Origin of the sequence: Oceanobacillus indicireducens, from assembly GCF_014647195.1 — a bacterium.
GTDB lineage: Bacteria > Bacillota > Bacilli > Bacillales > Amphibacillaceae > Oceanobacillus > Oceanobacillus indicireducens.
In genome coordinates this window covers 109740-131086 of sequence record NZ_BMOS01000005.1, presented here as the reverse complement: position 1 = coordinate 131086, position 21347 = coordinate 109740, and the positions used below count along the sequence as shown (strand labels likewise).

21 protein-coding genes are annotated in these 21347 nt (G+C 39.0%); 1 reads left to right on the top strand and 20 read right to left on the bottom strand.

The features are described 5' to 3' along the window. Positions 1-321 precede the first annotated feature (321 nt). The 6 genes from IEX94_RS05170 to IEX94_RS05145 all read right to left on the bottom strand — a co-directional run bounded on the left by IEX94_RS05170 (position 322) and on the right by IEX94_RS05145 (position 8172). On the bottom strand, positions 322-1365 hold the full coding sequence (locus IEX94_RS05170) for a BadF/BadG/BcrA/BcrD ATPase family protein (RefSeq protein ID WP_188856309.1): 1044 nt from the start codon (positions 1363-1365) through the stop codon (positions 322-324). Beyond that, positions 1355-2878: an argininosuccinate lyase gene (argH, locus tag IEX94_RS05165; protein WP_188856308.1), complete on the bottom strand. Its 1524-nt coding sequence runs from the start codon at positions 2876-2878 to the stop codon at positions 1355-1357. Before argH ends, IEX94_RS05170 begins: the two co-directional genes overlap by 11 nt. Before the next feature lie 26 nt (positions 2879-2904). Further along, positions 2905-4641: an ABC transporter permease gene (locus IEX94_RS05160; protein ID WP_188856307.1), complete on the bottom strand. Its 1737-nt coding sequence runs from the start codon at positions 4639-4641 to the stop codon at positions 2905-2907. 4 nt (positions 4642-4645) lie between these two features. Next, on the bottom strand, positions 4646-5722 hold the full coding sequence (locus IEX94_RS05155) for an ABC transporter ATP-binding protein (RefSeq protein ID WP_188856306.1): 1077 nt from the start codon (positions 5720-5722) through the stop codon (positions 4646-4648). A gap of 197 nt (positions 5723-5919) precedes the next feature. Continuing rightward, on the bottom strand, positions 5920-6954 hold the full coding sequence (locus tag IEX94_RS05150; protein WP_188856343.1) for an extracellular solute-binding protein: 1035 nt from the start codon (positions 6952-6954) through the stop codon (positions 5920-5922). 51 nt (positions 6955-7005) lie between these two features. Then, complete coding sequence (locus IEX94_RS05145) at positions 7006-8172, bottom strand: ROK family transcriptional regulator (protein WP_229782576.1); 1167 nt, start codon at positions 8170-8172, stop codon at positions 7006-7008. 428 nt (positions 8173-8600) lie between these two features. Here IEX94_RS05145 and IEX94_RS05140 point away from each other — a divergent pair, with 428 nt between their 5' ends. Beyond that, complete coding sequence (locus IEX94_RS05140; protein ID WP_188856305.1) at positions 8601-11102, top strand: NEW3 domain-containing protein; 2502 nt, start codon at positions 8601-8603, stop codon at positions 11100-11102. 95 nt (positions 11103-11197) lie between these two features. Here IEX94_RS05140 and hpf read toward each other — a convergent pair whose 3' ends face one another. The 14 genes from hpf to IEX94_RS19655 form a co-directional block, all read right to left on the bottom strand. Continuing rightward, positions 11198-11749: a ribosome hibernation-promoting factor, HPF/YfiA family gene (gene hpf, locus IEX94_RS05135; RefSeq protein WP_156855604.1), complete on the bottom strand. Its 552-nt coding sequence runs from the start codon at positions 11747-11749 to the stop codon at positions 11198-11200. Positions 11750-12306: 557 nt separating this feature from the next. Further along, on the bottom strand, positions 12307-12660 hold the full coding sequence (gene fliT, locus IEX94_RS05130) for a flagellar protein FliT (RefSeq protein ID WP_188856304.1): 354 nt from the start codon (positions 12658-12660) through the stop codon (positions 12307-12309). Beyond that, positions 12660-13055 (bottom strand): flagellar export chaperone FliS, encoded by a 396-nt coding sequence (gene fliS, locus IEX94_RS05125; RefSeq protein WP_156855606.1) that lies wholly within the window; start codon positions 13053-13055, stop codon positions 12660-12662. Before fliS ends, fliT begins: the two co-directional genes overlap by 1 nt. A 13-nt stretch (positions 13056-13068) precedes the next feature. Further along, a complete protein-coding gene (fliD, locus tag IEX94_RS05120; RefSeq protein WP_188856303.1) occupies positions 13069-14601 on the bottom strand; it encodes a flagellar filament capping protein FliD in 1533 nt (510 codons plus the stop codon). 12 nt (positions 14602-14613) lie between these two features. Continuing rightward, on the bottom strand, positions 14614-14988 hold the full coding sequence (gene flaG, locus IEX94_RS05115) for a flagellar protein FlaG (RefSeq protein WP_156855608.1): 375 nt from the start codon (positions 14986-14988) through the stop codon (positions 14614-14616). Between the two features lie 75 nt (positions 14989-15063). Beyond that, entirely contained in the window at positions 15064-15294 is a 231-nt protein-coding gene (gene csrA / locus IEX94_RS05110; protein ID WP_188856302.1) for a carbon storage regulator CsrA, read from the bottom strand. After that, on the bottom strand, positions 15288-15734 hold the full coding sequence (fliW, locus tag IEX94_RS05105) for a flagellar assembly protein FliW (RefSeq protein WP_156855610.1): 447 nt from the start codon (positions 15732-15734) through the stop codon (positions 15288-15290). Before fliW ends, csrA begins: the two co-directional genes overlap by 7 nt. Before the next feature lie 106 nt (positions 15735-15840). Continuing rightward, positions 15841-16734 (bottom strand): flagellar hook-associated protein FlgL, encoded by an 894-nt coding sequence (gene flgL, locus IEX94_RS05100; protein WP_308425579.1) that lies wholly within the window; start codon positions 16732-16734, stop codon positions 15841-15843. A 6-nt stretch (positions 16735-16740) separates the two neighbouring features. Continuing rightward, positions 16741-18225 carry a flagellar hook-associated protein FlgK gene (gene flgK, locus IEX94_RS05095; RefSeq protein ID WP_188856301.1) on the bottom strand — a complete coding sequence of 495 codons (1485 nt, stop codon included), beginning with the start codon at positions 18223-18225 and terminating at the stop codon, positions 16741-16743. A 24-nt stretch (positions 18226-18249) separates the two neighbouring features. Next, positions 18250-18738 (bottom strand): flagellar protein FlgN, encoded by a 489-nt coding sequence (locus IEX94_RS05090; RefSeq protein WP_156855612.1) that lies wholly within the window; start codon positions 18736-18738, stop codon positions 18250-18252. Between the two features lie 44 nt (positions 18739-18782). Continuing rightward, positions 18783-19043, bottom strand: coding sequence for a flagellar biosynthesis anti-sigma factor FlgM (gene flgM / locus IEX94_RS05085; protein WP_188856300.1), 261 nt, complete (start codon positions 19041-19043; stop codon positions 18783-18785). Positions 19044-19138: 95 nt separating this feature from the next. Further along, the gene (locus IEX94_RS05080; protein ID WP_188856299.1) at positions 19139-19558 is read right to left on the bottom strand and encodes a TIGR03826 family flagellar region protein; all 420 of its coding nucleotides are present in this window, start codon (positions 19556-19558) and stop codon (positions 19139-19141) included. Positions 19559-19755: 197 nt separating this feature from the next. Beyond that, positions 19756-20442, bottom strand: coding sequence for a ComF family protein (locus IEX94_RS05075; protein ID WP_188856298.1), 687 nt, complete (start codon positions 20440-20442; stop codon positions 19756-19758). A 1-nt stretch (position 20443) separates the two neighbouring features. Beyond that, positions 20444-21347, bottom strand: a 904-nt coding sequence (locus IEX94_RS19655) for a helicase-related protein (protein WP_268239578.1), incomplete at its 5' end; no start/stop codon positions are given.

The window sequence follows — 21347 nt, the reverse complement described above, 5'->3', positions numbered from 1 at the left end:
TGTCTATAAAGAGCCAAAACCAAAGTAATGGGACATAACCAATCAACAGCCATTTTGTAGCCCGGCCAGATATTCCAAGCAGCAACTGAGAATGCGTGTTAAATTTCTTCCCGTCGAAGAACTCCAATTTGCCCGAGTAAAAAGTAAAACGGAAGATTTTACTCACCCACTGTTTGCATTTTTTATATTTGTAATCTACAAAAATAACCCCTCATGCACTGGTCATTGAGGAGTTATTCATCTAATTTTAGCTTCCCAACCTATGCGGGAAGACATTTAATACCATTTTCCGATCCTTTTACCAGTCTGACTCAATTCCATTCACCCATTCAGCCCTCTTTGGATAATAAGCTCAATTGGCTTTTTATGCGTATACAACAACTCAGCGCCTGGCATTGCTTGCTTCACCCTATCTAATAATTGCCCCTTCACAAAATGACTATTTTGCAGAACACCACCGAGAAGAAGCAATTTAAATGGAACATCCACAATCCCGACACGATTCACAGCAGTGCTGACAAGCTGATACAGCTCGTCAGCTGATTGTTCTAAAATAGTTCTGCTCGCTCCGTCTCCCTCGTAATTTGCTTTCTCAACTATTTTTGCCAGAGCGCCAACTTGATGAATGGAAAAATCGGGGCTGTATACCCAGTTATAGAGTGCTTCATGATCTGTAAAATTAAAATGCTCCAACACTAGCTCCTGTAGCAGCGTTTTCGGTCCTCGACCATCATGCATTTTTAAAATCGCAGAAATGGCTTGTTTCCCTATCCAATAGCCACTGCCTTCATCTCCGAGTCTGTGTCCAAAACCTCCTGTTCGTACATAATTTTCTTTTCCATCATGTGCAAAAACAATAGAGCCCGTACCCGCAATAAGAATGGCTCCAGGCTGATTATTAGTTGCCCCAAGCAAAACGGATAGTGCATCATTTTCTATAATCACTTTATCTATTTTGATACCGCTCTGTGCAAGCGCCTGTGAAACAATTTCATCTACATTTACTTGATCTTTTTTTGTATCAATTCCGGCAAGAGCAAACACACATTTATGAAAGCTTATTTCAACAAAGCGATCTGGATAGTGATATTTCTTTAGGTTATTCACTGCTTTTACGATCACTTCTTTAAGCGTATTTATTGCACCCTTTTTACCTGCAACATGGTAGTTCGCTGTGCCAGACTTCCCCGTACTTAATACATTTCCTGCTTTATCTGTAATCACGGCAATTGTCTTCGTTCCTCCACCATCAATGGCTAATATGGGCAATTCTTTTTGTTCAGCTGGTTGATTTTCCCGTATGGATTTTTTAAAAGTTTTGCTCAAGTCATCACCTGCATGGAAAAAATATTCTTTACTCGTCATCTGGCATCAAACTTTTAAGTTTACTGTCAATTTTTTTACTAGCCGCTTCCAATACTTTTCTTTTGCCGGCCAGCCAGGCACTTATTGTGCGTTGCTGCTCATACCTTACTTCAACGGTCTTCTGCATTCTTTCTTTACTTGGCCCGCCTTCTAGTGAACGGATTTTAATAAAATGTTCCGGATCTAATGCATCAGCCAATTCTTCTGATCTCATATTCAACTTATGTCCAATAATCTGCTGTGCATGCTTGTTTAGATGATCCAATGTAAAATATCTCAAGGACTCCTTGTCATTTTCAACTAAGTCCTGTACAGAGGCACTGACAATTTCATGTGCTTTTCTAAAAGATAAATTATTTGATCGAACGAGTGTATCAGCAAGCTCTGTCACATTGGCAAAGCTTTCCTTCGCCCGCTTCAGCAATTTTTTCTTATTTACCTTCATTGTCATTAACACACCTGACAATAAATAATAAATATTTGTTAGCTTCTCAAGCGCGTTCCACATATATGGCTGCATGTCGTCTTCCGTGTCTACAATATCTCCAAATGGAGTATTATGCATCATGGATAAAACCGTTTCCACATCCCCCTTCACACTCGATAACATTGCACGTGTATGTTCAATAGACACAGGATTCTGTTTTTGCGGCATAATGGAACTGATTTGCACATACGGACTAAACAGCTTAAACGCACCAAATTCCTGTGTTCCCCATAATAACAAATCTTGAGTGGAACGGCCTAAATCAATTGCAGCCAATTGGACAGCAGTTGCTGTTTCCCCAATATAATCTGCACCAGAAACAGCGTCCCAAGCATTATCTATTATCCCTTCAAAGCCGAGCAACTCTTGAACTGTCCCACGATTAATTGAAAAGCCTGAAGTTGTGAGCGCTGCTGCTCCCATACTACTCTTATTCACCGTTACAAAAGCAGCCTGCAGCCGTTCAATATCTCTTGTAAGCATGTCAGTCATTGCATTAAAATAATGACCGAGTGTTGTAGGTTGAGCCTGTTGTGTATGTGTATAGCCAATCATCACTGTATCGATATGCTCTTCAGTCAACTCAATTAGACTTTGCCGCAAATGTAAAGCCGCTTCAATCAGATATAATAATCGCTCACGAATATTCATACGGTAGATTGCGATTCCCATATCATTTCTGCTGCGAGCGATATGGAGATTCCCAGCAAGTTCTCCAGCATCTTGAATAAGAAAATCCTCTACCTCGAAAAATAAATCCTCATAAGAGCCGTTATAAAATCGTTCCCCGACTTCTTTTATATCAATTTTATTAAGCGATTTGACTATTTTTACTGCTTCTTCCTTCTTAACTATCCCCTCTTCAACTAACATAATCAAATGTGCAAAATGAATTTGAAGCATTGGGCGAATGGCGTTGAATTTCGCCTGATTATACGCTGGTTCAAGAACCAAATCTTTATATGTTTTCGCTGGAAACTGGTTACCCTCTTTTTCTAAGATTTTTTGCCTATGTAATGATACCACTTTTTTTACATCCTTTCTTTTGGTTATTAGCCAATTGAAGCACCAGATTGATTTGTGCCACCTTTCAGCCTTTCATTTATGAGCAGAACAACAATAATCAAAATTGTTTGCAATACTCCATAAGCGCAGGCTGTTCCAAATTGGAAGGAGTACATTTTATTCCATATACCTACAGACAAAGGCATCGTTGAAGGTGAATAGAGTAAAATAGAAGCAACGAATTCTGTTAACCCTTGTACAAAGGCTAACAACGTTCCTGCTAAAACTCCTGGCATAATAATTGGCAGTACAACTCTTCTAAACGAATGCCACCATGTAGCCCCAAGACTTTGCGCTGCTTCCTCAATAGAATCATCCATCTGTATTAAACTGGCTTGTGTATTCCGGAAAACGAGCGGTAACTGTCGAACAAAATAAGCCAGTGGTAAAATCCAAAATGTACCAACTAATACCTGATTAAAGGAAAATACATTCCCTTCACTGAACGCAGATATCAAGTTTACCGCCACAACAGTCCCTGGCAAAGCCCAAGGAACCATAATTAATATGTCCATAAATACTTTACCTTTAAATGCAAAGCGCACCATCGCGTAAGCAGCTGCTACACCGAAGATAATATTCCCGATCACTGCGACAATACTCATTTGAATGCTATTCTTAATTGGTCCCCAAGTTCTTGAATCAGTAAATAATTCAATATAATGTTCAAAGGTATATGACGTTGGAATAATTTGCGTCGTCCATTCACCGTCTACCGCAAACGAAATTAAGGCAATTACCAAGATTGGAAGCATCAAAATAAAAACCCCAATTGTAGATAAAATAGCAGCGATGTATTTTACAACTGGTGAACTTACTTCCGTTCGATGCACACCCACACCTTTACTCTGACTTTGATAATTTCTGCGATTTTGATACCATGTCATTAATATTAAAAAGGCAATGGAAACAAGCGACAAAATAGTCGATTGTGTTGCTGCCATGTCCAGATTTCCATTTGTTCTTGAAAGTGTAATCGCCATTGTCATCACACGCTCAACTCCAAACATAAGCGGTGCTGTATACGAGGCCATAGAAATCATAAATACTAATAATGATGATGCAACCATCGCAGGGGTTAACATAGGTAAAATAATTTTACGCCAAATTCTCAATCGGCCGGAACCTAGACTAGTTGCAGCTTCCTCAAGTGATAAATCCAAACCTCTGATTGCAGCCGATGCACTCAAATAGAAATATGTATACATCGTAAAGGTATGCACAATTATAATTCCCCAAATACCCTCCAACGCAAATGGAACATTATCTAACTGGAAGATCGATTGAAAGAGCCGCGGAAAAATCCCGCTGCTTCCATATAAAAAGGAAAAAGATATTGCACCAATTAATGGCGGTAATGCCATCGGAACTAAAACAAGGATAGATAATATTTTTCTTCCGGGAAATTCATATCTATTTAATAGAAAAGCCATCCCAACACCAACGATTGCACAAGTGATAACACTAACTATTGAAATAAATATACTATTATAGAGGGATTCTAAGTTAGCCTCTGACGTAAAAAATCTAAGGTAATTTGTTAAAGACAAGGAACCTTCCTGATCGACCACACTTTGTAAAAACGTTTTGTACATCGGAAAGATGACGTAGGCTAATAAAACGAAAACCAAAGGTGATATTAAAACATAAACAAAGTATTTCGATTGTGTTATTCTTTTCCACATACTTTGTTTTGGTGCACGAGTTTCACTATTAGTCGTCATGTTATTACCTCTTTTCACTCATAAAATAAATCCCGCTTTCAGGAACATGCAATGTAATCGTATCACCTCGTTCCAAGACTTTTGTTCTTGCATTAACAATCATTACATTTAATTCGTGATCTCCAACTTTCACAATATAATTAATACTTACCCCAGTAAACTCACTCAATTGAATGATGCCGGTTAATGTATTTGCTCCCTCTCCAGTGTTAATCATTTCAGGACGAATGGAGAGCAGCACGCTATCTTCATTTGCATAGTCAAGCATTGGAGAACCATTCTCTCTTAATCCTTTTAGTATGATACCGCCACCAATATCGACCGTGACATGCGTATCTGTCAGGTTTTTCACATCGGCTTTTATAATATTAGATTCTCCTATAAATGAAGCAACAAAATGATTAACCGGTTTATTATAAATCTCCTGTGGTGTACCAATTTGCTGGATTTCTCCTTTATCCATCACCATTATCCGATCGGACATCGACATTGCCTCATGCTGATCATGTGTAACATAAATCGTTGTAATTCCCAGTTCAACCTGTAAACGTTTAATTTCAATCCGTGTTTCTTCCCGTAACTTAGCATCAAGGTTGGATAATGGCTCATCAAGCAATAGAATATCTGGTTCTATTACTAATGCTCTTGCAAGAGCTACACGCTGCTGCTGCCCACCTGATAGCTCTGTTATTTTCCGGTTGCCATATCCTTCTAGATGGACAAACTTTTGTGCCTTTTCTACTTTACTTTTAATCTCACTGCTTGATAGCTTTCTTACTTGCAAACCAAAGGCAATATTTTCAAACACAGTCATATGTGGAAAAAGTGCATAGTTTTGAAACACCATGCCTATATTTCTTTTATTCGGCTTTAAACCTGTAATATCCTCATTATCAAAATAGACTTTACCTTCTGTTGGAAAGTAGAAACCAGCAATAATTCTTAATGTTGTTGTTTTCCCACAACCACTCGGTCCCAAAAATGTAAAAAACTCTCCTGATTTGATATGAATATCAACATCTTCTACTCCCTTTGCTTTTCCAAACTTCTTTGTGATATGTTCTAATCTGACACTTTTCATAAACTTCACCTTTCTTTTATAGCGAAACTTCATTAAATGGGAGGTTCTTTTCATCTCACTTAATGTTAGTTGAACCAACCGGTCCGTTACTGACTGTTGGAACGCAACTTTTAGGAGATGGATCTTACTGCCAGCTACACTGAGATAAAAAGCAGGGTGATATATGAGTACATCACCCTACACATTTAAGGCTAAAATTAATTTTGATCTTTAATGTTATTATCCCAATAATCCATCCAGTCCATTTCATTTTCAGATAAGACTTCCCAATCAAGATCAAGTTCTTTTAGTTCAAGTTCATTGTACCAATCCGGCATTGCATCAGGATCAATATCATTCCGTGACGGGATTTGATATGTTTCTTCTGACAACTCTACAACTGTTTCAGGATCAAATAAGAATTCATAGAACAGTTCAGCATTCTCTTTATTCTTCGCGTCTTTAATAATACCTACTGCATCAACTAAAATCGGCGCACCACTCTCTGGGTAAATATAATCGAATGGTTGATTATTTGCATGTGCCTGAATAAGGATATCCTGCAAGTTCCATAGCGAAAGCGTTCCTTCTTGACGAGCAAGTTTCAAGTATAAATTAGTAGGATCCTGTGCATATTCCTTCGTGTTAGCATCAAGCTTTTCCAGCCACTCATAACCCTTTTCAGGATCATTCGGATCTTGACGATAAATCATTGAAGCATAAATTGTTCTCATCGTTCCAGATGGTAATACGCCGCGAATAATAATCTCATCTTCCCATTCTTCGTCTAGCAAATCATCCCAATCCTGAGGCCCAGATTCTTTATCTAAAACATCACTGTTAATCATGATAACCTCAGGCAGAAGCATTTCTCCATACCATCTTCCCTCTGGATCCTTATGTTCTGGTTCAATTGCGTCATCAAAGCTTGGTGTAAAAGGCTCTAACAAATCCTCATCAGCTGCCTGCATAAACGCAGACTGTGTGCCTCCCCACCAGAAGTCTCCTCCTGGGTTTGACTTTTCACCACGTACACGTTCCATAATTTCCTGTGCACCCATTGTCAGAACATCTACCTGAATATCCGGGTATTCTTCATTAAACATTTCTACAACCTTATCAACTACTGTTTGATCACGTGCAGTATAAACGACAAGATTTCCTGAAGCTTCTTCGGAATCGCTTTCCCCAGTGCCATCTGAAGAATTATCGCCATCACATGCCGCAAGTAATACTAAAATAAAGGCAGCCATTAATATTAATACGAATTTCTTTTTCAAACTTAACCCCTCCAAATAGAATTGTTATTTTTTATATTTAAAGCCAGCAACATGAAATTCTGCTAAACCAAGATGAAACGCTCCATATATACCGGCTTTAGAACCTAATTCAGTTACTTTAATCTCAGGCATTTGCGGGACAAATCTTTCAATTTTTTGTTTAAAAGCATGTAATGAAGTTTGGTTCATATTAACAAGCTCTCCTGATAAAATGACAGCCTGAGGATCAATAATACTAATCAGATTAATCGCTGCTTTGGCCCAATGATCAATCGTTTCTTCCAAAATTTCCTTTATCCTTGCATCATTTTGATGATATTGCAGTATATGAAGTAAAGAATCAGCCTCACACGTTGCTAGATTAACTTCTAACTCTCTTAATCTTTCAGAGACCCCAAATAAACCATAATTTGTTTCAAATACACCCAACTCCTGCTTAATATTATTTTCATCTCCTATCATCATAAAGCCTACTTCTCCTGAAGCAGAGTGCGACCCTTTATAAAACTTTTCATTTAAGAAAAGCCCGCTGCCAATGCCATTACCAATAAACAAATAAACGAAATTAGCGATGTTTTGACCTTGTCCTTTATAAAATTCACCAATTGTCATCAAGTTCACGTCATTTTCAATAATGACATCAACTTTCAGACGTGAAGATAATTCCTTTCTTAAATTCGTATTTCCCCATCGAATCGTCGGTGATGAACGAATCATGTCATCGGAATCCATTTTAATACCCGAAACTCCAACAACCATGCCCAGCACCTTATCCATCGTGACTTTCTCTAACTCTAAAAGTCTTTCAACCCCTTCTTCAATTGAATCTATGATAACCGTTCCATCACTATGTGGTATGAATTTCTGCTTAAATAGCGTTAGAATTTCTCCACTCATATCACCTAATGCAAAATGTATAGAATCATTTTCTATTAAAACACTAACAACAAAGTTAAAGCGAGAATTGTATTTAAGATAGATTGGCTTTTTACCGCCACTTGACTCGCCCACCCCTGTTTCAAGAATTAACTCTTCATCGAGCAGTTCCCTGACAATTTCTGAAATAGTTGGCTTACTGAGCTTTGTCTTTTTAGATAAATCCGCCCGAGACTGCTTTGGATTACGTCTTAATTCATTGATAATTAATTCTCTGTTCATCATTTTAACTAATTGAGGAGTAGATTTTTTCACTTGCCATCACAACCATTTCTGCACAGCGCGTTCTTTTTTGCTGACTTAAAAACTTAGTTAGTAAAGCTAACTACCAAAGTATGCCCAGTATAATATGGAAGCGATTTCATGTCAATGTCTTTTTTTAATTTTTCAGAGAATAGTCCATCAGGCCTATCCTTCTAACCTATGCTGACACCCTTAAATTTATTCCGTATCAAGCCTTTTGGATAATGTTAATCTAGCAGTAATATCTCAATTCAATAAAAATATCTGTTATCTAGTATTATTTTATCAAGAAAAACATGGAACTTTTAGAATATTTACACCGTTAATTGCTTGTGATAGCGTTTAGCTAAGTTAGTTTTGCTAACTAACTTAGCTTATTTATAGAAAGGAGGCCTTATGCAGGTTATTTGACAATTAATATAATGAAAGGGGTTACAAAATTGAAGAAGACTTTTACTTTATTAATAACAGTCCTGCTTATTTTACCAACTGTATCTTTGTCTGGATTCGCTCAGAAAAAAACCGAACATGATATAGATTTATGGAATGCAGTTAAACCTTTGAGCACTACTGTAAGTTTTTTAAATACAGGTGCACATCCCGATGATGAGCGCAGTGATTTTCTAGCATACTTATCCAGAGGATTAGGTGTAAAAACCTCAAGCCTGATTGCTAACCGCGGAGAAGGCGGTCAGAATGAAATCGGCAGTGAGCTTGATAATGCACTTGGCATTATCCGTTCAAATGAAATGAAAGAAGCTGCGAAAATAACAGGGGTTAAAGCTTACCATCTAAGTGAAACAATTTCAGATTCTATTTATGATTTTGGCTTTTCAAAGTCTCCTGAAGAAACTTTGGAAAAATGGGGAGAAGAGCTTACTTATGAGCGTCTGATCCGCTTTATAAGAACATATCAACCTGATATTGTCATGCCCTCCTTTCGAGATGTTAATAGTCAGCACGGTCATCATCGTACAATGACAATTTTAAGTGAAAGAGCTTTTACTGATGCTGCAGATCCAAACGTTTTCCCTGAGCAACTTGAAGAAGGCTTGGAACCTTGGCAGGTGAAAAAACTTTATTTACCTGCAGAATCACAAGAAACGGCCACTCTTTCCATTGAAATTGGTGATTATGATCCTGTTTACGATATGACCTACCCACAGCTGGGAGAAGAATCGAGATACCTGCATAAGAGCCAGGGAATGGGAAGAGACATCCCAGCCGAACCAAAGCAAACGCATTTAGAATTAGTTGACAGTGCAGTAACGACACAGGAAAATAATTTGTTTGAGGGTATTCCTTATGATTTAAAAGAATGGGCAGAGGTTGTTTCTCAGCCTGTTCTAAGCAACCAGCTAAAAAAGCTGCAAAAAAAGCTGGATAAAATTATCAAGTTATACCCGAACCGAACTGAAATTTTCCCTGAATCACAACAGGCTTTAAAAGAAACACAAAATTTAATAAAGAAAGTGGATAAAGCTAAGCTAGCACCAGATGTAAAGCATGATTTACTTCATAAACTAGAATTGAAAGCCGAACAGCTTACAGAGGTGAGCTTCGTTTCATCAAACCTAAATGTTGAAACGACAATCGATTCATCTGTAATAACACAAGGTGAAAAAGTGCAAGTAACGATGACTCTCTCCAACGAGGGAGATAAAAAAGTTAATCATGTACAAGCTGCATTAGAACTTCCTGAAAACTGGAAATATAATGGGGCTGTTAATGTAAAACATATGAAGCCGGGAGAAACAAAAACAGCAGTATTTCATTTAGAAGTTCCTGAAGATGAAGCATATTATCATCCTTATGATGAACCTGTAATACAGCCTATCGTGTCCTTTAAGGAAAAAGGAACAGAGACGGCTGTTCCTTTAGAACTAGATAATACCGCAGCTGTGCTTCCGGAGCTTGCTGTTAGCGTTGACCCTGAAAGTATAATGGTAAATACCGCAGATGTAAAAGAAAATATACCACTTAAGGTTAGAGTTAAGAACTATGACATAAATTCACGAGATGCGGAAGTAGCATTAAAATTGCCTGAAGGGTGGACAAGTGAACCAAATACAACAGAGGTTTCATTCACAGAGCGTTTTGAAGAACAGGAAGTAACCTTTACTGTTAGTTCGCCTGCAGATATAGAGGAAGGCAATTTTGAAATTGAAGCTTATGCAATATCAAATGGAAAAACCTTTGACACAACAGTGCAAGAGATTCAATATGATCATATAAATGATGAATATTTTCTTTATTCATCTGCTGCCGATGGTGAAGCCTTTGAATTGCTTATCCCAGACAACCTTAAAGTCGGTTATATTGAAAGCGGATTTGATAATGTCGCAAATCACTTAATTAATGCTGGCTTTAATATTACAAAACTGACAGAAGAAGACCTAGCATCAAGTGATTTATCTCAATTTGATACTATTGTGACTGGTATCAGAGCCAACTTGTCCCGACCAGATTTAGTCGAGAATAACGCTAGACTTCTTCAATATGTAGAGGAGGGCGGTCACCTTGTGGTTCAATATCACAAGCCAGGAGATAACTGGGATGTCGAAGCTTCAGCTCCTTATCATCTGGAGATCGGCTCACCATCAATTGAATGGCGGGTTACCGATGAAAATGCAGAAGTTACAATGACTCAGCCTGAGCACAAGCTATTCAATTATCCAAACCAGATCACAGATAATGACTGGGACAACTGGGTGCAGGAACGCGGTCTCTACTTCCCGATGAATTGGGATGACCGTTACGAGACATTCGTAGAAATGGCAGACCCCGATGAAGAGGCATTCGACGGTGGTATCCTATTAGCAGATTATGGTGAAGGAACATACCTTTATTCCAGCCTAGTCTTCTATCGTCAAATAGACAGTCAAGTACCAGGGGGATATCGTATTTTCACAAATTTAATCAGCTATGGTGCAGAGGAATAATTCTAATAGAGGCCGGACATAACTAGTAAAATAATAATAAGTGAAAAGGTTCCAAGCGTTTAAAATTTGCTTGGAACCTTTTAATATCCTATTTCTTACAGTGTTGGTTCAATTAAACCGTATTTACCATCTTTTCGGCGATACACAACACTTGTTTCACCTGATTCTACATTATTAAAGACAAAGAAGGAGTGACCGAGCATATCCATCTGAAGTATCGCTTCTTCAGAATCCATCGGTTTCAAATCAAATCGCTTCGTACGCACGATTTCAAAGTTATCAGATGTATCTTCATTATCCGCAAGTTCTCTTTCCATTTCCGCAAATACATGCTTAGGTGCACCATGTTGACGGGATTTACGGTTGATTTTGGTTTTATATTTTCGAACTTGTCTTTCTAACTTATCTACTACTAAATCGATTGCTGCATATAGATCGTCGTGTCGTACTTCCCCACGTAATAGGAGGTCGGTCATTGGAATTGTTACTTCGATGCGCTGCTCATCATTATAGACACTTAAATTTACATGAACATCAGTTGATTGAGTAGTATCGAAATAGCGCTCAAGCTTGCTGATTTTCTTTTCCACATACTCTCTAATAGCATCGGTAACCTCAATATTTTCTCCACGAATGTTAAATCTCATAAAAGTGTCCTCCTTTAATTCTTTATATATATAGTATACTATGTTTCCCGGTACTTTTCCTCCTCAAACGTTTACGTTGTGTAAATGGTTTCACTGATGGGCAATGGTAAAGCTTGATATAACAATGTTTAGGCTGGAAACATTTTTTTATTAATATTTACAATATCGTTGTACTAGATTCATATTTCTCTAGATTTCCTCTTACACGTAGCAAATTTGTTAACCCAGCTTTCGTCGACAAACCATATGGCTAGACACGGCTTTTTTTTAATATTGTTTTCCAATGAATTGCTAAGCACTTTCATACAGCGTAAGTGTCTGCTCTTTCACTAATTAAGGCGCTCTAATCGCCGTTCAGTTGCCCGGTGGACGGATGCTTTCCGCGGGCACAGCTGGAGCCGCCCGCGGAAAGCGAGAGGTGTCTGGACTGCGGACCTCCAGAAGTACGTTGCACAATTTCGCTAAATGAAAGTGATCGACAATTTCTCTTGTATATTAAAAGGAAGTGCCATAACTTTAACCTTGTGATTACGAAAGGTTATGGCACTTCCTTCTTGTTAATTTTTACGGTCTAAAAAGGTACCGTCTAAGGTGGATACATTTTTATAAGGATTTGTGTAAAATTGTTGGGATTTCTTTTGTTGTTGCATTTGTTTCATTTCTGTCTTTAAATCCGTAAAAAGATTTTGCATTTTCATCTGAATTTTTGGATTCAACTTGGCGATTTCATTACCAAGCTTCATTTCTTCGTCTGAGTATGGAGGAGACAGTTGCTCCATCCATTTTCCCCGTTCCTCAATAAGTTCATTTAACTGTTGAATGACATCATCCCGGTTCTTTGATGTTACGGGTTGTTCCAGTAATGTTGTCAACTCTTTAGTCAATTCATAGACTTTCTCCAATACTTCCATTAGACTGTTGGCCTTTGGGAATATTGTTGCTTACGATGCTGAAGGAGTACTTGTTTCCATGTATCTCTGAATTCAGTTACAAGACCAAGAACATTCTCTAGCTTTTCAGGGCTGTTATCGATATTCGCAGCTGTTAATTCATTAAGCATAAATTCATAAAGTGGCTGGAATTGCTTAGATATCTCCACTTTTGGATCTAATGTAATTAATAGTTCACGAATTATATTTTGCGCCTTTTGAATATTTCTGTTCTTCGCTTCATAGTCATTTGCATCCATATCTTTCATAGCTTGCTTCACAAATTTTATGCAACCATTGTAAAGCATAAGGGTTAATTCCCCGCCAGATGCTGTATTTACTGCATTATTTTGATAGGTTTGATATGCTCTATTCATCTTGTATCACTCCTTATTGGTACATATTACCACCGAAGTCCATTAACATCGCCGATTGATTGTTCATCATGGAAATTGCCCGCTCCATTGCGGAGAATTGACGCCAATATCTGTCTTCAACTTGCCCTAAGCGATCTTCAAATGCTTTAATCCGCTTTTCCATCGCTTCGAGTTCGCGCCCCATCGTATACATCTGGTTGGTAAAGGAACCTTTTCCTGCTCGTTGCTCAATTTGACCAATTGTCTTCTCAAGCGAATCCTCCAGCCGATTTAATAATCCTCGGCTCGAACCTTCCGAACTATTGAATAACAGATTTTGGACAGATGTTGCATCTTCTTCTAACTTCTCACGTAATATATTTTCATCAATTTTAAGAAGCCCACCATCCATATAATCTTCCGTTGTCGTAATTCCTATTTGAGCCATTAGACGAAATGCCCCGTCATTATCAACAGTGGACGACCAGGTCGAGCGGAGACTTGTTAAGGCAGATGGAATAATAGATTCTCTGCGCAATAGTCCGCTTTTCGCCTTTTCTTCCCAAAGCTCGATTTGCCTTTCAGACATTTCTTCCATTTGCTCTTCCGTAAGTGGTGGGAAATCGCGATAAATTGGTTCTTGCTGTGTTCCGTTCAATGTTGTTATGAGTTCATTATATTTATTGACAAAATCTGTAATATTTTCCACAGCTTTATCAATATCATTTGTAACTGTGAGGGTTGCATTAATTGGTTTATTATTTTCATCTATTCCTGTTACGTCATGGAAGGTAAACGTCATGCCATTTAATGTGTAACGGTTATCCTTTGACTCTAATTCAACAACATCATTATAGGTGAATTTTGCGTTTGTCCCACCCTGTTCCTGATCGTTGCTCATACTAAAAAGTTCCGTAAAGAAGCTGCTTTCACCGCTTTTGAATCCTATCTCAGCTCCGCCAAATTCATCTTCTTTATTCGTATTGTAATCGCCGGTACGTTTCGTCTCCATTACAAATTGACCCGAAGCCTCATCATAAAAGGCGCGGACATTTTTATCTGCAGCATGGATTTTTTTTATAATCGAATCGATTGTATCGTCTTTTTCTATTTTAAAGGACCTTTCCTGCATTCCCGCTTCAAGCCCGCGTTTAGCATCTGCTTCCCCGTACGTATAAAATGTTACAGTTTCGCCATCATTTTCGGAAATGAATTTTTCAATATCTTCCTTAGAAGCATTTCCCGTATTAATTGCATTAGAAGCAAGTTGCGTAACAGCAATCTTATAAGCACCATTTCCCGCCGCTGCAGATCCTGTCGCCGTTACTGCCCCTTCCATAGAAGATGCCACTTTCTTTGGATTAATTGTATTACTATTTAATCGCATGTTTTCAATTAGCAGTTCCAGTTCGGCAATCTGCTTATTAATGTCACGGAAAGCGTCACGTTGCCATTCCATTTTCGTCCGTTGCTGCTGGAGTTTATTTAACGGAATCCGTTCCGCATTCATCAAGTCTCTTATCATTGAATCTGTATCAATACCACTGGCCAAGCCACCTATACGCATATGCTCACTTCCTTATATTTTTTCATCGACAAGTAATCCCATGAATTCCGCCATCGCCGCATACATATCGAGAATTTTCTTTGGTGGAATTTCCTTAATTACTTCATCCGTTGTTGAATCAACTACCGTCACATAATATTTATCAAGCTTATCATGTAATTCGAACTTCAAATTGCGGCGAGATGGTTCTAAAAATTGATTGAGATTATCAACCGCTTCTTCGACCGCATCTCTTTGCATTTTACCGTATTTTTCAATTTTTACATTTGAATTTTCTTTTTGTTGGTTTTCTTTCGTAGCTATTATAGGTCTATCAACTGACTTCTCTTGTTTAAGTTGAATGTTGCTCTGAATGATTGGCTGAGATCCGATCTTTTCTATCGCCATCCCTATTCATCCCCCTCATATATATCTACTAGTAGTATCGGCATGTTTTCGAAGTTTTGAAGGGGAATTTACAAATTACTTGTCCAATGTGTTGTCGTTCATTAGCTCAAGCAAATCGAGCGTAAAATTGGCTGCTGCGTTATTCTGTTCCTTAATATCCAAATAAATTTCTTTTCGGTGAATATCTACAGATTTCGGTGCTTCAATCCCGAGCTTTACTTGATCTCCTTCCATCCCCAGCACCTTGATTTCAATATCGTCCCCAATTTGGATTGCTTCATTTTTCTTTCTCGTTAAAACTAGCATGTTCTAGCTCCCTTCTCGTCTGGGGCAATCGCGACCTTGGAAGAATACGTATGGTCACTTAAAATATACTGTTTACCGATTAATTGCTTCGTATTAATAATGATTGGGGCTCGTAAATTCATCGTACTTTGCGAGAATGGTTTATTCAATGTCACAATCGCGTAGACTGCGACATCCTCCTTAGCTGTAATTTTTAATAGATCGAGCAAATCTTCATCCAGCTTTAATTCATACGCTTGATAGAATAGATATGGATTGGTAATTACAAAGGCAAGATTACTCGTTTTCGTTGATTGCAGTAATTGAAATGCTGCATTATTCGGCAATTCTAAAATAATGAATTCTGTCTCTTCCGGGAAACCCGGGAGACCATTAGGAAAATTGATCTTTTTCCTTTCATCGATTTCTACAACACCTAAATATTTCGTATCAAGTTTCATTAATATTCTTCCTCTCATTCCATGGTTTGGCGACCGTGTTTTGGGACTGGTTTCTTTCATAGAAAAAAACCCAAAGTCCTTTCATAGGGCTAAGGGCTTCTATTATTTATCTAAGAAAATCAACAAGACTTGGTTGAATAATCCGTGAACCACTGGCAAGTGCCGCCTGGTGAATACTTTGTTGCGTAATCAAATTTGTAATTGCTTCCGCATAATTCACATCTTCATTTGCGGATAAAGATCCGGTGGCTACGATTTCTTGCTGTTCTAGACGGTTCTCTACCAATTCCAACCGGTTCATTCGCGCTCCAAGGTCGGCCTGGGCATTGATTACATTATCAATAACTCCGTCTAAAGCGGCAATGCTTTGGTCGATTTCTCCGTCAGCATTCCCACTCTTCAAGCTTTCGATGAACGAATCAATTACTGCAAACATATCCGCTTCTTCGTCAGTAAATATCTTATTCCCATCGCTGTTCACGGTTATGTTCACACCAGCTGCAATCTCGATTTCAACCGCGTTTTCATCAAAATTAGGAACGACTTCCCCGTCTACAATTTTGACAGGCGGTTCATTGGTTTTCGTACCATTAAAAATATATTTATCATTTACTTTTGTATTTGCCACATCGATGAGGTCTTGTTTAATTTGTTCGGCTTCTTCAGCTATATTTTTTAGCTCGCCTTCACCATATGTGCCATTACTTGCCTGGACAGCGAGATAACGAAGTCGCTGCAAACCACTATTTGCCTGTTCCAATGCGGCATCTGTATTGTCAAACCAATTTTGCACTTCACCGGTATTCCGCTGATACTGTTCGATTCGGTGCAATTCCGTCCGGTAGCCAATTCCCTTCAAAGCTGCAACTGGATCTTCGGATGGACGGCTGAACTTCTTCCCCGTATTCAACTGATCAAAATATTTATCCATCTTTGCATAGCTTCTATTTAAATTGCTTAATAGATTATTTGAAATCATACTTTGTGTAACACGCATCATTATGACCTACCTTCCTACAAGCCCCAAATTATTAATTATACGGTCCAATAATTCGTCCGTTGCCGTCATCGAACGAGCCATTGCGTTGTACGCATGCTGAAACTTAATCATGTTTGTCATTTCCTCATCCAGCGAAACCGAACCGATGGATTGTCGATCGTTTTCCAGCTGGCTGACTAACACGGTTGTATTCCTTCTCATTCTTTCAGCGTCCTCTACTTGAACGGCTAATGAACCAGTTATTTGTGAGTAGGCTTCTTTTATTCCTGCCTCATCAAACACTTTTGCAAGCTCTAGAGCATTCTTCCCGTCGCCTTCTCCTTCAAGCGCTGCAGCGATCAATTTAGGGTTATCAATAATATCTTGATTTACAGCCATATTGCCATCCTCATCAATCACAAAGAAATCAACTGGTCCATCAGTCTCTCCAATTGGAACTCCTTCACGATGAACCGCGTTAAATGCATCGATAAAATTATCCCGTAGTGCAGCCAAATCTTTAAGACCTTTCAGGAATTCTCCTTCATTTTCTCCACTGCCGTAAGTATCAATCAGAGATTGCAATGCCCCAGCTTTTCCCGTATCCAATTTTAGGGGGGCCCCGTCTATATCAAGCTGAATTCCGCTAATATAAGAAAAGCCATCACTTTCTGCTTCTTCAAGGGAAATCGACTGGTACGTTAAGTTTGCTCCGTCAACAAGCTTATAACCGTTCTGTATATTTCCATCTGCATCGGTGAATTCCTCTGTCTTCACTTCAATCACTGCAAGACCTTGGGCGACGTCACCAACATGCTCACTTGATTTCTCGTAACTCACTTCAATCGGTATGATTCCGGATAGTTTGTCAATAAGCAGGTCACGCTGATCATATAAATCATTCGGAACATAGCCATTGATTTCAAGTGCTTTAATCCGTGTATTCAAGTCACTAATCTGCTCTGAGATCCGGTTGACACTTTCCACGGCATGATTCATTTCCGTTTTTAAATCACTCCGTATCTGCGTTAAGGACTGATTAAGATAATTAAATGTTTCGCTTAGGGCCTTTCCACGCTGAACAACGACGGAACGTGCACCGCCATTCGTCGGATTCACCGCAAGATCCTGAAGCGCACTCCAGAACTGGTCCATCACTTGGGACAATCCAGTATCATCCAAGTCATTCAATACATCCTCCATGCGTCCAAGAGCGTCCGCGCGTTTTTCCCAATACCCTGCTAAGCTATTCTCTCCGCGGAACTGGCCATCAAGAAACTGGTCGCGTATGCGCTGAATCGAACCGGCTTTTACCCCAGTCCCGATTTGGCCAGGAATCCCCGTTCGGTTTTTTGAAGCGCTAGGCATCGCTATATCAGTCACATAATTCACTCGTTGTCTCGAGTAACCTTCTGTATTTGCGTTTGCAATGTTATGACCAGTTGTATGTAAAGCAGATTGCTGGGCAAATAATGCTTGTTTTGCCATTTCCAATCCGTGAAATGTACTCATTTGCTGTTACTCCTTTATCTTAAGTTATGCCTTCGAATCAAATATGGATCGATTTGGTTGTTCAACATCAGGTTTATCCATATTCGAGTAATTCATATTTTTTAGAGACGGACTCATTAAATCCAATGACATTTGTACAAATTGCATGGATTGGTTAATGAGGGCGATGTTCAATTTTTCCTGAGCTTTCAGTTCAGTAATGACCTTCGTTAATTCAATCGTCACTTCTTCAAGCTCTAGCCTCTCCGTTTCGTTCGTCATTTGTTCCAGTATGAACGTAATAGTCGGTTCTGCATCAGTTATCTCTTCTGCTTCGATCCAATTATTTACAAGTTGAATGCGTATCTTTTCCACCTGCTCGATCTTTTGCACAAGCTTCCGTTCTCTGGTTAAAAGAGGTTGCAGGCTATCGATGTTCCCAACTTTGATACCTTCCATTTTTTCAACAGATATGCTGAGCAGTTCCCGATGCAGGCCTACTAATTCAGTTAATGCTTGTCTTAATTCATTCATGGACTAATAGGTCCTCCTTTGAATGGACTTGTTCCCCATTAAACTTACTTCTTCCAAAACTCGAACATTTTCTGTGCAGCAACTTCATGGTCCACTTTGTATTCTCCATTTTCTATCTGTTGTTTGATTTCCTGAACCTTTTTGGCACGGTTATTATTCGGCTGACCTTTTTCCTGAAGCTTAAGAGCTTCCTTGGAAATTTGTAGCTCATCCGAACGTTTTGCAGCTTTTTTCATTTCTGTCTGTTTTTGGAGCTGTTGTTTATAAGGATTGAAATTCAGTTGATTCGGTCGATTGATTTTCATTCCTCTTCCTCCTCCCATCTATCTATAACGAGCAATTATTTTATACTTACACCTATTAATAGTATCGGCATCTAATCAAAGTTATGAAGGATTATTTAGTTTTTATCCTTATTAAAAGAAAAATAGACGTTTTCTCGTTCTCTTTCTTCACGTTCTTGTTTTGTCCGTTCCTCTTCTTCGAGTATAGCAAGTTCACTCTTCAATTCCTTTTGACAATTCTCACAAAGCTTACCAGTCGTAATACCTCTACCACATCTGTCACAAGGATAAGCAAGGTTTGGAAAATCTGTCGGCAACAAACGCCTTTCTTTAACAAATTTCATAATCATTTTTTCTTCTACACCCGTAGCTTCCACAATTTCAATCATCGTTGCTTCCCGGTTCTTTTTCTCACGTAAAAAATGATATACGGTCTGGAATGCTTCTTCCTCTTTCTTATAGCAATCCTGACAAATATCGCGAATCGTCATTACATAGACTGCTCCACAACGGGAACAGTTAGCTAATTCTGCCATGAAAAATTCCCCTTTTTATTCGTTCTTCTTTTATCACGCATTAACGGTCTGTAATACTCCCCACTTCTAAACATGAGGGAAGCCCAACATGTGAAGGTGGGGATATACAGTCCGTAAATCCCTGATTCTGTTCAACTAACATTCAGTGGGGGCTAAGGATACCCCACTGAATGAAGTTTCACTTTATTATAGCATTTTTATCCACGAATGAGCGTTAATGCATAAACTTGCGGACAACCTTGTTTTATTAATAGTTCGCTGGCATGCCGTAATGTAGTTCCTGTTGTATATATATCATCGACCAAAAGAACAGGAGTTTTAATTTTTTTGGTGAGTGAAAAAGGATTTTTAGCTGTGACTCGTTCTTTACGGCTCTTCTTGGATTGCTTTTCACTATCTATTCGAATAAAGGCAGACTTTGTTTGGACCGGCAAAAAATCGGCAAGCATTTCCGCTTGATTAAATCCGCGCTCTGCTAATCTTTCTTCGCTTAAAGGAATAGGGACGGCTGTTAATTCTTTCTTTTTCTTTCCGAATTTTTTAAAGAACGCTTTCCGTAAATAAGGACGGAATAATTCTCCCAATACATAATCACCGCGGTATTTCCATTTTGCAATGACCTCTTGCAGGAAAGGATTGTATTGAAAAACAGAATAATTCAATTGAAGTGGATCACCCTGTGCACGTTTTTCCCAACGTTGGCAGTCAAAGCAAGTCTCTTCCGCGGTTTCTCTGCTACATTTCGCACAACGACTCGGGGCATCCTGCAAGAACGTTAGGTTCGTCACACAAGAATCACATAGTTCGGATGGTTGTATTAGAGACAAGAAATTATTCCAACCTATATTTCTACTTTGTTCTGCCTCACACCATAAACAGTTCATTCTAAAAACCTCCTCGCTTATTCATTTGTTTGATCGAATAAATGGCAGCAAGCATTGCCTCCGTTTTCCCATCGTGGAAAAACATCACTTCCCCTGTTGGATCGTTCGCATTTCTTCCCGCTCGACCGGCTATTTGAACGAGGGCTGCTTCATCGAATACATCATGGCCAGCATCAAGAATCGCAACATCAACAGAAGGGAAAGTTACACCACGTTCGAGAATAGTCGTTGTCAAAATGACTTTTAATTTTTTGTCACGGAAAGACATGACTTTTGCCTCCCTGTCCGGGTCAGCAGCGTGAACTGCATCTAATTCATCAGGATGGTTGATGAGCTTGTGTTCAAGCATTAAATTCGTAAATGGAGTTTTCAGTTGGTTGGTCAATTCTACTGTAGGAAGGAATAAAAGGAGCTGTCTTTCTGGGTTCCTCCTGTTAAGAAGCCAGCGGAAGAGCGGATTAGAGGCATTCTGTTTCGGAAGTTCTTTATTTAGTGCAAGCCACATTTTTAATTGTGGAACGGGAAGTGGATGGCCATGATAGCGAACTGGGACGAAAACATGCGCCAATTTGTCTCGGAGAATCTTAGTTTTCAGAACTTCCCTAGGGGTTGCGGTGAGATAGATTGTTGTACAAGTTGATTTGCGAGAGCGCTTCTCGGCAAATGGAAGAGCTGGATCGGCGTGAAAGGGAAAGGCATCAACCTCATCAATAACCATAACGTCAAACGCATCCTCGTAACGAAGAAGTTGATGGGTTGTTGCAATTAGAAGTTGTGCATGTTTATGCTTATCTTTACTGCCACCGTACAACGCTTGGATTGGGATATCCTGAAAGGCTTTCTCGAGCCGAGGCTTTAATTCGCGGACGACATCTGCTCTCGGTGTCGCCAAACAAATACGCATC